The sequence below is a fragment of the Pseudomonas syringae group sp. J309-1 genome (genome assembly GCF_032582135.1).
In the GTDB taxonomy this organism is placed as follows: Bacteria; Pseudomonadota; Gammaproteobacteria; order Pseudomonadales; family Pseudomonadaceae; genus Aquipseudomonas; species Aquipseudomonas quasicaspiana.
In genome coordinates this window covers 66,864-80,084 of record NZ_JAWHNU010000004.1, presented here as the reverse complement: position 1 = coordinate 80,084, position 13,221 = coordinate 66,864, and the positions used below count along the sequence as shown (strand labels likewise).

13 protein-coding genes are annotated in these 13,221 nt (G+C 50.0%); all 13 read right to left on the bottom strand.

The window, feature by feature from the left end; translation table 11 throughout:
- Positions 1-103: 103 nt before the first annotated feature.
- Positions 104-595, bottom strand: coding sequence for a hypothetical protein (locus tag RX972_RS03425; RefSeq protein WP_316872558.1), 492 nt, complete (start codon positions 593-595; stop codon positions 104-106).
- Complete coding sequence (locus RX972_RS03420; RefSeq protein WP_316872557.1) at positions 595-723, bottom strand: hypothetical protein; 129 nt, start codon at positions 721-723, stop codon at positions 595-597. The genes RX972_RS03425 and RX972_RS03420 overlap by 1 nt, the downstream gene beginning before the upstream one ends.
- A 364-nt stretch (positions 724-1,087) precedes the next feature.
- Complete coding sequence (locus RX972_RS03415; RefSeq protein WP_316872556.1) at positions 1,088-1,561, bottom strand: SMI1/KNR4 family protein; 474 nt, start codon at positions 1,559-1,561, stop codon at positions 1,088-1,090.
- Positions 1,562-1,577: 16 nt separating this feature from the next.
- Entirely contained in the window at positions 1,578-3,488 is a 1,911-nt protein-coding gene (locus RX972_RS03410; protein ID WP_410478191.1) for an HNH endonuclease, read from the bottom strand.
- Positions 3,489-3,690: 202 nt separating this feature from the next.
- Positions 3,691-4,278, bottom strand: a complete 588-nt coding sequence (locus RX972_RS03405; protein ID WP_122397408.1) for a hypothetical protein — start codon at positions 4,276-4,278, stop codon at positions 3,691-3,693.
- A 270-nt stretch (positions 4,279-4,548) separates the two neighbouring features.
- Positions 4,549-4,869 carry a hypothetical protein gene (locus RX972_RS03400; protein ID WP_147471389.1) on the bottom strand — a complete coding sequence of 107 codons (321 nt, stop codon included), beginning with the start codon at positions 4,867-4,869 and terminating at the stop codon, positions 4,549-4,551.
- Positions 4,870-5,789: 920 nt separating this feature from the next.
- Positions 5,790-6,332 carry a hypothetical protein gene (locus RX972_RS03395; protein ID WP_316872555.1) on the bottom strand — a complete coding sequence of 181 codons (543 nt, stop codon included), beginning with the start codon at positions 6,330-6,332 and terminating at the stop codon, positions 5,790-5,792.
- A 9-nt stretch (positions 6,333-6,341) separates the two neighbouring features.
- On the bottom strand, positions 6,342-6,641 hold the full coding sequence (locus RX972_RS29395; RefSeq protein WP_410478192.1) for a hypothetical protein: 300 nt from the start codon (positions 6,639-6,641) through the stop codon (positions 6,342-6,344).
- Between the two features lie 246 nt (positions 6,642-6,887).
- Entirely contained in the window at positions 6,888-7,160 is a 273-nt protein-coding gene (locus RX972_RS03390; RefSeq protein WP_316872554.1) for a hypothetical protein, read from the bottom strand.
- Positions 7,161-7,719: 559 nt separating this feature from the next.
- Positions 7,720-8,100, bottom strand: a complete 381-nt coding sequence (locus RX972_RS03385) for an SCO4402 family protein (RefSeq protein WP_316872553.1) — start codon at positions 8,098-8,100, stop codon at positions 7,720-7,722.
- Positions 8,073-11,582, bottom strand: coding sequence for a DUF637 domain-containing protein (locus RX972_RS03380; RefSeq protein ID WP_316872552.1), 3,510 nt, complete (start codon positions 11,580-11,582; stop codon positions 8,073-8,075). The genes RX972_RS03385 and RX972_RS03380 overlap by 28 nt, the downstream gene beginning before the upstream one ends.
- 288 nt (positions 11,583-11,870) lie before the next feature.
- A complete protein-coding gene (locus tag RX972_RS03375) occupies positions 11,871-12,452 on the bottom strand; it encodes a hypothetical protein (protein ID WP_316872551.1) in 582 nt (193 codons plus the stop codon).
- 102 nt (positions 12,453-12,554) lie between these two features.
- The gene (locus RX972_RS03370) at positions 12,555-12,929 is read right to left on the bottom strand and encodes a hypothetical protein (RefSeq protein ID WP_316872550.1); all 375 of its coding nucleotides are present in this window, start codon (positions 12,927-12,929) and stop codon (positions 12,555-12,557) included.
- Between the last annotated feature and the right edge of the window lie 292 nt (positions 12,930-13,221).

Here is a 13,221-nt window from a genome sequence, read left to right as displayed (position 1 = left end):
ATTTCCGCCATCAAACACCAAAAACATTCAAATGTACTAAACCAAGGGTGTGGCGATTATGAAAACAATCGTGGTCTGACCCCAGTTCCCTTTGCCTTTTACTCTAGACAGATGTGGTGACAGGTTCCAATGAAACCGCTATTTCTAACGGAACTTCCAAATAGTTTATGCCGCCGTCCGGTGCAGGCTGTTTTTTTAATTCATCTAGCGCAAATACAATCTGTACTCGGCATCCAACTCGGAAGAGTGAGATATCTGTCTTATCGTTGACATAAATACCTTCAGCACGAACTGAGCCATCATCCAACAGTAAATCGATACCATTGTTTTCGTTGCCGCCGTCCTGGCTTGCGACATACGCACGGTGAACGATACCAGAAACGAACAATAACGGCATTTTTCGCTGCTGGATATTTACCCACCACTCTGGCGATCCATAAAGCCCATATGTGCCTTTAAGTCCTAGTGCGGGTTTAGATTGATTGACTGTAAGCGCTTGTGCCGCTGCGACCCGCTCCGGGTCAGCCTTTAGCTTTTCGGAGTGCTTATATACCAACTTCATCGACCCGCTCGCCTTTTCTAAGCACAACAACATCAATGACCTCCTTTAGGGGCCAACGCAAAGTCCACAATGTTCTGATTGAGGATATCGATAGCCTTGCCTTGCCCAAGCGGCGTTGTCATCTGTCCGCCCTCAACTTTGAAGCGCGCATTTGTTTGCATCCAACTTCCTGTCTGAGTTGACATATTGGGGGAGAATCGGGGTCAGACCACCATTAAATACATCACGACCGGTGATCAGGACGCCATTGAGGGCCAGGCGGTTGTTGGCATAGGGACGTATTTAAAGCTAACGATAACTAGTAAAAAAGCTGAAGCCACCTGCTTAGTATCCGCACTTGTTACGAACATGGCACTCGACGCTACGGGAGAACATCGGATAATCACAGAAATAAATGCCGAATTATTAAAGAGCTTGTTATCTAACCGTAATCTGACCGGCGCAATGCGACTTCAATTCTTTTTATCGTGGTCTGACCCCGTCTCTCCTTCTCTTCCGAGTCAAACCAATCTCATCACTCACTATTCACTTCAAACTTTTAAGAAAGTCGGGATCAATCCACACAGACTCAACTTGCCCTTCTTTAAGCTCTATACTATCTGGGTCAAACGGTACCAGCCCGTTTAAAAACTCTTGAATATCGCTTGCCAAAAAAGTCATTTCTGCTGGTTTTTCGTGATCCCAAAAGAAAACACTCTGCCCTTGATTGAGATCAATCACAACATAATTACCGCCTTCAGCGATAGCAACCGGAAAAACTTTGATTCCGATAAAATCTAAAAACTTACGCTCATCTAAAACCTCAGATATACAAATCAGTTTATTAACACCCGATTCATTATCATCACCGACAGAAAAAGTATTCGTTTCGGGCTTTGAACCGTTGAATTCTAGAAAAAAATCCACTACCTGATCAGGTAGTGAACAACCAAAAGCCCGCGAAAAATCGCTTATATCTTTTTGGTTGACGGCTTTACTTTTAGAGAAATTTACGCGCATTACAACCCCTCCTAAATCATTGATTTCGCAGTACCGCAGCACCACCAGTATGGCGGGCAGCATTATGTATCTCTTTAGTTATTAGCTGCATCGTCTTCGCATCTTCAACGTGATGCCAAACATATCCATCTGGAGTGCCTTTTAAGCCAGCGGCTTTGTTGGCCATTGCAGCATCTTTTGTATAATTTCCCGTCAAACCTTTAATTTCAACCTGAACCTTTGCATAAGGGGAAAAATCAGGGAAGCCTTGCTTATTAAACTTCACTCCAGACGGGTGAGTACTCCCTGCATATTGGTTATTCATTGGTTTCCTTCCATTGATAAGCGGAATGTCATCTGCGCCCCCCTTACCAGTTGTCGCGTCGACGCCTTCTCTGCTACCAACAACCCCAATAATCCTACCACCCGCCTTGCCGATGCCGCCAATAGCAGTTTGCACTGCAGTGTCGACCACAAACTTCGCGCCAATGAGCTCAGTGCTGCCATCGAACACCGCGCCCTTTACCTTGTTCGCGTAGTCCTCTTTAGCCAGCGCGTCGATACGTACGACGTCAGCCTCAGTCAGAGGGGTGAAGAAAGAAACCAGCTTGATGGCGGCTTGATCTTTTAACTCATCAACTTGGTCCCCGACGACTTGCTTGGCCGCATAGCTGGCTGCGGTGCTGATGATGAATTTCATCGGTCCCATCACGACCTGCGCCATCGCTATCGCTGTTTCAATCTGCGTGACCGGTATCGTTTGCGAAAACTCGGCAGCATCCTCCATGAGGATATTAAATTCCTCAGGATTGACCGGGCTGGCTGGCAGCTCCTGCGTGCGGCCTGGGCCGGAGATGGTCGAAGATGTAGCGTTATTGTTTTCAACCCGCTGTATGCATTTCTCTCCGCAGTTCTCAAGCTCAGCCGCCGACTTGGCCATCTTGTCCAGCGCAGTGAATACGCCGTTAAGGGCTCCAGAAGCCATGCCGCCAGCCACGAGTTTCTTACCGAATGCGAGGGATTGCTCTACACCTAAGAGCCCTTTAGCTTCGGCAGGATTGTCTTCGCTCGTCAGCGTAGAGGCACGAATTCCGTTCACGCCATCGGCGAGAACCCGCTCCTGACGCGTTCCGTATTGTTTGGCGTCGCCGATCCAGCCATTTACAGTGTCGACCGGACTCAGCACTGCATCGGTAGAAGACTTCGTCACATACAAATCAGTCCGATGCTCTTCGTCACGCGTAATTTCGGACGCCTTGCTCACATCCCGATTCAGGCCAGCAGTCGAGTCTTTGCCAGTGGCGGCGTCCTGACGGACAACGATGTCACCTGCGCCAATCGTGCCACGGACCATTTGCTGACGGTCTTTTTCGTAGTTGTAGCCTTCTACGCTCCAGCCATTCGCGCCTGAATTACCTTTGCCCACCTGGCTGGAGTCTTGTTGTGTCTGGCCTCCTTCCAGGCCATAGCTGCCGCCCATGTTGAGGTAGTAGGAACGCTCTTTGTCCTGACCGGCGATGTCACTAAAGCCCAATGTGCCGGTGTCCAGTTTCAGGTTGCCGGTGTTGGACGAAATCAGTGCGCCGTCGAGCTGGGTATGCTCACCTGTTTTGATGTCGAGTTTGTCTTGCGCAGTGATCGAGGTTTGATTACCAACCCAGTTGGTTTTGCCGTCGGTTTTGCCGTAGCCGACAGAGCCGCTGGCAGACGCGCCGTAGCCGACAACGACAGTGGCGCTGACATCGAACTGCTTGCCGCTGGCCTTACCGGTGCTGCCGCCGATGCCGATCTTGAAGCCGCCAGTGGTGCCGCCTTTGAGCCCGCCTTTGCTTTGGGTCTGTTCGCCCTCGCTGTCCTGGCTGCCTTTGGCCACGTCGGCGGTGACGTAACGCCCCGCAATCACAACACCGACCGTGTTGGAAGTTTCAGTCCGCCAGTTGATGAGCACAGCCAGGCTGCCGATTTAAAAAAATGGATAGAGTGAGTTGATTGACTCTATCCAGGACAAGATAAAAAACCTTACTGTTAAAGAGCAGACTCATGCATCTTGGTCATCAATCTAGTGCTGGTGAGCGCTACCTAGAACAACAAGCCTAAAAAATTCTATCGGAGCACATTTTAAACAAAGTCGGTATAACAACAGTACACCTTCAATCTGAACCAATCTTTTGTTGGTTCGTCACGACGGGCAATCGTTGCTCGGGTTGAGTAATGTCATATACATGTTGCTCACAACCATCAACACTCACCACGAACTCAACCAGATAAACCTTCTGTTTTTCTGGTGTAAAGACCGACTTGCGAGGACCACACATTCTCAAAATGTTGTACTCCATAACAGAGTATTCGCCGCTTATTTCAATAGCCTGATTCGGATCAGCCTGCAGCTCTAACTGAGGAAACCGTCGCAGAGTTGCACTGTTAGCGACTTCGTTCATATTCGCGATCCAGCCGAATAGCTTGCCGCGCCCGGTATAGACAGCCGTCCCAAGAAACTCAGGGCGTTGGTCAGGGTCACCATCCCGACGCACCGAAAAATTCACGGGATGATTGTACCCAGTGGGTCTCATGATAATTTTTGCGTGATTGGCATCAACTACTACGCTTTTTTGCTTGAGGAGAATACCGTCCTCGAACAGGCTGGATGCAGAGCTTCGGCCACTGGATTGGCAGCCGACCAAAGCGAGCAATGTCGATAAACCAAATATCCACACACTGATTTTTTTCCAGAAAAACATGGTTAGTCCCTTCTAAGATCACAAGCTGTAAATAAGGCATCTTGGCGCTTATCTAGTATCTGCAGCTCAGATACCGTGCGATCAGCTCTCCCAAGATTTCAGGCCGTCGGATACTTGACTAAGCACATACGCAGATTAGAGCCAAATACTCCGTCAATAGAAAACCAAAACCACTCAACGCTCAATAAAAAGCTGAATAAGTCGGCTGCTCCTAACTGCATCAGTTTTCGCATGACCTCTGGTTTTTAAATCAACATTTTTCCAGGCCCATCAGTTCCATTTGAAATCCGGATCAATGACACATTCAAGCCCAGCAGAAATAAGAATGTTTCGTATGCGCAAAACCTCCACCGCCTGTCCATTAAATACTGTAAAACGACCTTTCTGAAGAGCTTTTCTAGACATTAGAAAATTATAGCCTGTCACTTCAGACACAGCCCTTACATGGGCCTCATCGTGATAGTTAGCACTGCAACTGACTTCATACTTTGCCTCATCAAGCTTAATACCCGAGAGGTTCGTTGTCACTATAGACCAACCACAATTAGCGCACCTTAATCCTTGAGCGCTACCCTCTTTGAAATTTTTCAACTCACTTCCACATTGCTCACAGTTCATAAAGGATTTTTTTCATTCTGGCTTACCAGGGTTAAACACCTTAAATACTCCCCGCCTTGAAAAAATAGGAACTTGTTTTTGAGCAAGAGAATAGGAGTCAGACCATTTTTAAGCAGATGAAAACTGTATGCTTCCTTATTTGAGAAAAATCGTGGTCTGACCCCGTTTTTCCACTGTCTGAGTTGACATATTGGGGGAGAATCGGGGTCAGACCACCATTAAATACATCACGACCGGTGATCAGGACGCCATTGAGGGCCAGGCGGTTGTTGGCATAGGGACGTATTTAAAGCTAATGATAACTAGTAAAAAAGCTGAAGCCACCTGATTTGTATCCGCACCTGTTACGCACATGGGACTCGACGCTGCGGGAGAACATCGGATAATCACGAAAATAAATGCCGAATTATTAAAGAGCTTGTTATCTAACCGTAATCTGTTCCCGGTTCAATGCGACTTCAATGCTTTTTATCGTGGTCTGACCCCGATTTACTCCGATTTACTGCCAGAACCAAGGACCATTTCGGGGATACTTTGCAGCGTTCAAAGCTGAACCTGGAGGCGCGCTTCTCATGTCTATAACCGCACTCGGCTTCATGTAGCTCTCAGGAAACAGGCTAAATGGCGCATTGTTAGGAACAACTCTCGTCGCAGCTGTATCTGCTACCTCTTTTGCACCAGCACTATAGTCAGCCGAGTTCTCAAAAGCCTTACCGCCAGCCGTTACGTTGGCAGCCCCGGGATAATTGGGGTCAGACCATTATTGAGCAAATGAAAGTCTAAATCGTGGTCTGACCCCGTTTTCCAAGATTACTATTACGGGTTCTATTTAGAGCGCAAGCCCCCGTTTTCCCAGCTGCTGCATTTTTTTTTGCACCGTTAGCACCGCTCTATCAGAAGCCAACTAGCATCTGATAGAACGGTCTATATAGTTCACCACCAGCCTCGATTACACAGGCATCTACACAGGACTTCCTCCTGTGTTCGTCACCCGCCAATTCTTCATCATGCAGACACCGCCCCAAAAAGCACGCAGCAGGAAGCAAAGCCGCCAATAAGCTTTCTCCGTTCTTCGCACACCTCCAAAGCATATGCTTCGGCACAGCGGTGAAGTCCTCGACGCAAACCTCGCCAGAAACCATATCAACTACCAGCAAATCGGCTTCGACTTTGCCTATTACCCAATTGGAGTTTTTCTTCTGCGGCTCTAACCCGAATCTCAGCATTCCGATTTCAACATTAGATGGATCAAACCTTTCGAAAAGCTCGCCAAGCTGACCCGGTAGCCCCAGATCGTTCAAACGTTCCTCGCGCTCAAGGATGAAGAAGGATCGCCGAAACTGGTCAACGTCATCTGCTAAAAGCCCTAGTTTGGCCAAATCAGCAATATCGGGTACGCAGCCCTCCAGTCCTTTCTTGAATTCACTAATGTTCATACAGTCGCCTCACTGGTTTGGATGCAAAGCTTTGGACCATTTCTGATGGATGATTTCCGGCAGAGGCGTAGCTATTGGGCCTTGATCAATGTGATGGTGCACCAATCGCTGCCCCGCAAAAGCCTGATGCTCTGGGTAATGAATAATCCATGCATCATTGACGACAGGAGATCGTCCAGCCCGAATTTGGGCCAAGTTTGCGGTATCAAATGCTTCCGGCTGCTGTGTCTGCATCTGCTTCCAGAACCAAGGACCATTTCGGGGATACCCTGCAGCGTTCAAGGCTGAACCTGGAGGCGCGCTTCTCATGTCTATAACCGCACTCGGCTTCATGTAGCTCTCAGGAACCAGGCTAAATGGCGCATTGTTAGGAACGACTCTCGTCGCAGCTGTATCTGCTACCTCTTTTGCACCAGCACTATAGTCAGCCGAGTTCTCAAAAGCCTTACCGCCAGCCGTTACGTTGGCAGCCCCGGGATAATTGGGTTCAGACCATTATTGAGCAAATGAAAGTCTAAATCGTGGTCTGACCCCGTTTTCCCCGCCAAGAAAGCTCTAAGAGTTCAACGGATCCCAAAGCACTCTCTTTACATACGCTATTGATTCCTCTTCAGTATCGAAGTCTTGGACTTCATAATCATCATTCAAAAGCATTTCTCTCCAACGCACACTCTTATCTTCGAGCGCTGCAGCCAGCTCAGCTTTCACCTCATCCAGCTTTCCACTTGATATCAAGCCTCTTAGGTATATATTTTTAGCAGCTTCCTCCTGAAAACCAAAGTCTGCAGAAAATATAGTCTTTAGCATATAGCGAATATTTTCATACATTATAATATCTCCTCTATTTTGGCAACGGCGCTGGAAAAATAGTGATAGTCTCCCAAACATTTTTGCCAGGATTAAATTGATAAACACCTTCTACGCTGCGTAAGTTGCTTACTTTAGCAGGAGCGCCTAAAACTTCTAAATTTTTAGCTGTATTACCGCTTGACCAAATCCTCTTAAACCCTCTACCAAGGTCAGCCCCGACATCACCAACATCATCAGCCGTGACTCTAACTGGGGAGAATCGGGGTCAGACCACCATTAAATACATCACGACCAGTGATCAGGACGCCATTGGGGGCTAGGCGGTTGTTGGCATAGGCGCGTATTCAGAGCTAGCGATAACTATTAAAAAAGGCTGAAGCCACCTGCTTAGTATCCGCACCTGTTAGGAACATGGCACTTGACGTTGCGGGAGAACATCGGATAATCACAAAAATAAATGCCGAATTATTAAAGAGCTTGTTGTCTCATCGCAATCTGATCCCGGCGCAATGCGACTTCAATGCTGTTTATCGTGGTCTGACCCCGACTTACTCTCTTAAATGGAGCCTCTCCGTGCTCAGGAAAGCTCCAGCAGTGCATTTTTAGATGACTCAATGACGTAAGCCCATTCGGGCTTCGTCAAATACTCAGCATCGGAAAGAGCGGTACCATATTTTTCAAATATTACGTCCAAGCTACGCACAACCTCAGAAATAGCGAGCGCTTCACTTTCCGCCCTAAATATCAATCCGACCCACGAGTCGGCATCAGTCGCTAGATCAGTGTCATCATACAAAAAATGCACAACATAATTAAACTCATCATAAGCTAAATCTGGGTCTTCTCTAGCAACCCAAGCGTTGTTTTGATACTCAGCGCTCGACAACCCCATCAAGTAAGAGATCAACTCATCTCTCATCGCGGGAAATTTTAATTCGGAGAGCTCCAACTTTTCCATTTTTTATACTCACTTAATGGAATATGAACTTGTTCCGCATTTTCTTTGATCGATCCGGTCACTGGCTTTCCATCTCTGCCAATAACCTGCCCATTAGATCTAACGATAACATGATCTACCTGTTGGGTGGGCTGACTGATACTAGGCTCACCTTTATCGATACGAACGCCGTTTCCTTTATTGTTTGGATCTTGCCATCTGAAACCGACGCCTTTTTTATTCGGTGAGGCCGCCCAACTCTGCGGAAACTTACTAATAGTTGTGTCGGGCACATCCCAAATTTTGGGAAGGTTGCTAAACCCTGCTTCTGCGTCTGGCGATGGGTGAGGGGACTCTGGATTTTTTGAAGAACTCCCCTCGCCAGTTTTCCCAGCGCCACCTGCGCTTTCCCTGCCGGATGTTTTTTCACCCGACACTTTCGCACCACCCGCAACATCATCTACCGCACTGCCAGCACCTTTCCCCTCGACCTTCAGCAGGCTGTACTCGCCCGACGCGAGCTTGCCACCCAACCTCCCGAGCGCGACCCCCGCTGCGACCTTAGCAGCCGTAGTCCCGTAGTCAATCATCGGACTGACGTCGCCGGGATAGGTGTTGATATCCATCGACGCCAGGACAGTTGCACCCTGTGCGCCATTATAAGGCTCGAAGATTTGCCGGGTTGCCTCCAGGCTTTCCATGGCTGAATAAGTACCACCCGCCAGGGAAAGTGCCGGAACTGTGCAACCGATGATAGTAAGACACGCAGGAGCTGTCATTACGGCGCCTGCATAACCACCCACAGCTGCAGCCGCACCAGCGATGGCAGCACCGGCATTGCCACTACGCCTGATAGACTCGTCATTCTTCAGCAGTGCGTCGTTAGACTTATCCCACGTCGAGTATTCGCCGAACACTCCTGTGGCTTTCAGCTGATTCAGTTCAGCTGTATAGCCAGCGCCATTGGTTTCCATTTCCAGGAGGTGGTCGTAATTCTTATCACCCACCGGAACAGAGGCACTGCATTTCACCAACGCACAGGCTGCGGCGTCCAGGCGATCAGCGTTTGCAGGGTTTTCCTCACGGAGCTTCGTGAGCACAGCACTTTCGTTGTTGTGCAGTTGGCGGTTGTACTGGTCCGCGATCTGCGCAACTCTCGAGGCGGTATTAACATCACCACCGGCTAGGCCCGCAGCGGTCAAGCCGACAATTTGTGACGCGCCTTCTCGAAATTCAGGATGTGACTGAAAAGTCTCATTCAAGACCTTGGCCATCGCCTGACTTGCACCCGCAGCAACCGCACCTGTAGTGAAGTCACCGCCAGTGGCCGAGGACATGGCGCCGCCCATAAAGGCATGCATCGCCGTGCGCGCTGCACCACCTTCTTCCCAGAGCGCTTTACCTACAGCGTCATTGGCTTTCGCGGCGGCCAGGTATTCATTCTGCGCGTAGGTGCCGACATAGTTAAAACCGATTGCCCCGGCGACATTGCCCGCCTGATAGACAAGGTCATCAAGAACGTTGTCTCCCAAGCTACCGCCGTTAATGGCTGTCTTGATGGTTCCGGAAGCGACGCCTTGTACGCCTGCGTGGAGGGCGAAACCTCCCACTTCTTCAATTGAGGATAAATTAAACCCCTTGGTGAGGCTGTTGTAGGGCTTGGTCGTACCGCCAAAGTTAGGATCGATTACACCGGTGGTGAATCCGGCGGCCAAGCCGGAAACTGCAGCATTCTTCAAGCTATCGCTGCTGAACGTCTCGTTCAGAGCAGCACCAATGTTGCCCTTGTTATTGATCACGCTCACTGCGCCGGTGCTGGCCATGGAGGTCAACGCGGCAGTCGCCATTACGTTACCCCAGCCAGCGGCTGCGGTGCCTACTGCGGTCCCGGCCTGAACCATAGCGGTTGTCCCAGCAGCCGCCATCGCTGAACCACTGCCCGCAGACGCACCAGCGACAGCGCCGGCCGCGCCGCTAGCAGCACCAGCAGTCACTATCGTCATGACGATAACGATCGCTAACATCGCGCCTTGGCCCAAACTGGAATGGCTGTACTTGAAGGAGTCGTGGACCTCCTTGATTTGCCTCCAGTCCACATCACCGCGTTTTTCGGCGTCTTTGAGCCACGCCAGTTGCGGGTCGGCTTTGACCATTGCATCAATGGTCTGGGTTACCGTTTGCCGATCAACTTGCTTTACATCGATCTTCAAGCCATCAACGGCTTTGATAGCCAAGGCACCTTGGGCAATCAGTTGGCTCTGACGTAGCGTCTCATCGGTATGGCCTTTGCCCTTCATGGAGTTCCAGACGAGGCTGCTGCTGCTCTTCTCGTGGCTCTCCTGATGCAGATCTTTCACACCTTCAAAGGTGATCGCACCACCGCTCTCCAGCGTCAGGTCCTTGCCGCTGTTGAGCTTGGCAACCTGGTAAAGCTGATCGCCGCCACTGGCCAGGACAAGGTTGCCGCCTGTGGTTATTTCGGTGCCGACGTAGTTGACCTTGGTGACCTCGTCACGCTGGGTTTTCTTGGAGCCGAAGCTGCCTTTCTTTTTCATGTCGTACAGCGAATAGTCGCTGTCTTGAGCGGCCTGCAGGCTCAGGGTGTTACCCGCATAAACGTATGCCTGGTTACCCGCCGTGATCTTGCTGGACACCAGCGCCATGTCCTGCCCGGCGCGAAGCGTCGCATCGCCACCCGCCTTAAGCACACTCGACACCTGGCTCACATGATCTTCCTGAGCCTTAACCTTTTTGCTCTTGCTATACGAATGCTGCTCATCGGCCGCGGAGGCGATGTTGAGGTTTTCGCCGGCGTCGAGCGTCAGGTTGCGCTTGGCGCTGATCTGGCTGGCGACGGCGCTGATGTTGCGCGCGGCGACGACCTGGAAGTCGCGACCGGCTTCTACAACGGAGCCGTATTGGGTGATGTTCTGGCGGGTCGAACGCGTGCCGACGGCGCCGCTGTTTTCTTGTTGGGCGGAGACGATGTTGACGTCGCGCCCGGCCTGAATGGTGGTGTCGCCGCCACTTTTGATCACGCTGCCGACGTTGTTGACGTCGCGTTTGGCTTGCATCGTCAGGGTGTCGGCGGCTTCGATGCGTGCTGCGCTGTTGACGAACTGGGTGCGCTCGGAGCGGTAACCGCTGTCGCTTTGGTGCGTGGTGACGCTGCGCTCGTTGAGCAGGTCGCCATTGACGGCGACGAGTTCGACGTTGCGCCCGGCGATCACTCCGCCTGCGGTGTTGGTCAGGTTGTTGTTGGCGCGCATTTGCAGCAGGTTGCCCGCTTCGACCAGGCCTGAGTTGGTCAGGTTGCCGCCAGCGCTGACGCCAAGGTTGTTGGTGGCGCGCAGGGTGCCGCTGTTGTTGAGGTTCTGGCCGCTGATCAGGGAGACGTCGTTGCCGGTGATCAATGCGCCGTTGGGGGCCAGACGGTTATTGGCCTGGGCCATGTACAGGACAGGCACGAGTACTTTTTGACCCGAGACTTCGTGCTGTTCCATCCACACGATGTCATGGGTCAGCGCTGCGACTTGCTCGCCTGTCAGGCTTACGCCCACTGACAGGCTGCGTAAAAAAGGGGGAAATTACGATTAAACGTTTTATTTAGATCGCAAAACCTCAGAAACTTAAAAAATCGTATCTTTTAAAAAATAAACGCCAAATTATTAAAGAGCCGAGTCTAGAAATCTAACACCACCAAACAACAAATCTCCCTTCAGAAAAATCGTGGTCTGACCCCATTTTGCAGGTGGTTACGCCATGGCTAAAATGCCGGGGCTTCATGATGGCTAGACCGGGCCCGCGCCATTCTCAGTGCTGACGGGCACACGCGTATTGGGCTGAGTTACGTCATAAACATGCTGTTCGCAGCCCTTTCCAATGATCACAAATTCAACCAGATAGGTTTTCTGATTTTCAGGTTTGAACGTCGAGCGCATGGGGCCGCAGTCGTACGTAACACTGTCAGGAAAAATCCCGCCGTCCTTAATGACCCTGGACTCACCAATCACTTCTATGGATTGACCGGGATCTGCCTGTACTTCGAGTTGAGGGAAGCGCTTGACTGCTGCGCTGTTGGCTACCTCGCTCATCTTGGCAATCCAGCCAAAAACCTTGCCGCGACCGGAATCGACCACACGCCCCAGAACCTCTGGGCGCTGATCAGGGTCAGCAGAACGGCGCACCGAGAATAAAACCGGATAAGTGAAGCCGGTGGACCTCATGATGATCTTGGCGTGCTCAGCATCCGCGACCACTTGCTTTTGCTGCAGTTGAACACCGTCCTTGAGCAGTGTTGGTGCGGAGCTTCTGACATTGGATTGGCATCCTGCCAACGCCACAGCCAACATTAAGAGTGTCACTTTTTTCACTGCTGCCTCTCCATCAAATACAAAAAATATTTAAATGCACTGAACCAAGGGTGTGGCGATTACGAAAACAATCGTGGTCTGACCCCGTTTTTTCCGTACAAATTAGCGTCGCCAGAACGGTAGCTCGTCAGAAGCAAGAGAGTTATACAAGTCCTCGGAACGATTCACATCAAAAATATAGTCAGGCGCGTCGGTAAAGCCGATTCTTAAGGGGACGTACTCCCCAAACTCCTTGTAAAACACATCTGAACACTCGATAGCATCAAAGATAATTTCGAAGAAACGAGCAAAGACGTCAGCCAGAGTATGACCACTCAAAAGCAAACGAGTATTTTCCTCGTCCACACCGAAAGCGCTTAAATGAAAGCTATCCGCAAGAATGCAATTAAACTCAGCTCTTGCACTCTCTAGATTCACCGTTAACTCAGCAAGTTCGCTTTTGCTTAAATAGCGACAATAAAGCTTCTCTGTAACCAAGGTGTACTTACTTGCTCTCTTCCCACCTTCCAAAAAATACACAACTGACTTAAAAAACAGTCAACGTCAGAGCCTGGACCTAAGACAGAGATTGTCATCGCGGCAAGAACACCTACATTTCTCATTCTGTTTTAAACCTAATGGATGAGGGAGATATTGCTCCAATTGACTTATCATAAATAGGTGCAGATTACGAGTGCGGGTTCTATTTAGAACGCAAGACTTCGGAAACTTAAAAAATCGTATTATTTCTCGAAAAAAACAAATGCCAAATTATTAAAGAGCCGATGCT

What these genes read in the sequence shown, in the direction of transcription:
- RX972_RS03425 (WP_316872558.1), bottom strand. Translation starts at nt 595, where the DNA reads ATGTTGTTGTGCTTAGAAAAGGCGAGCGGGTCGATGAAGTTGGTATAT.
- RX972_RS03420 (WP_316872557.1), bottom strand. Translation starts at nt 723, where the DNA reads ATGCAAACAAATGCGCGCTTCAAAGTTGAGGGCGGACAGATGACAACG.
- RX972_RS03415 (WP_316872556.1), bottom strand. Translation starts at nt 1,561, where the DNA reads ATGCGCGTAAATTTCTCTAAAAGTAAAGCCGTCAACCAAAAAGATATA.
- RX972_RS03405 (WP_122397408.1), bottom strand. Translation starts at nt 4,278, where the DNA reads ATGTTTTTCTGGAAAAAAATCAGTGTGTGGATATTTGGTTTATCGACA.
- RX972_RS03395 (WP_316872555.1), bottom strand. Translation starts at nt 6,332, where the DNA reads ATGAACATTAGTGAATTCAAGAAAGGACTGGAGGGCTGCGTACCCGAT.
- RX972_RS29395 (WP_410478192.1), bottom strand. Translation starts at nt 6,641, where the DNA reads ATGAGAAGCGCGCCTCCAGGTTCAGCCTTGAACGCTGCAGGGTATCCC.
- RX972_RS03390 (WP_316872554.1), bottom strand. Translation starts at nt 7,160, where the DNA reads ATGTATGAAAATATTCGCTATATGCTAAAGACTATATTTTCTGCAGAC.
- RX972_RS03385 (WP_316872553.1), bottom strand. Translation starts at nt 8,100, where the DNA reads ATGGAAAAGTTGGAGCTCTCCGAATTAAAATTTCCCGCGATGAGAGAT.
- RX972_RS03380 (WP_316872552.1), bottom strand. Translation starts at nt 11,582, where the DNA reads ATGGAACAGCACGAAGTCTCGGGTCAAAAAGTACTCGTGCCTGTCCTG.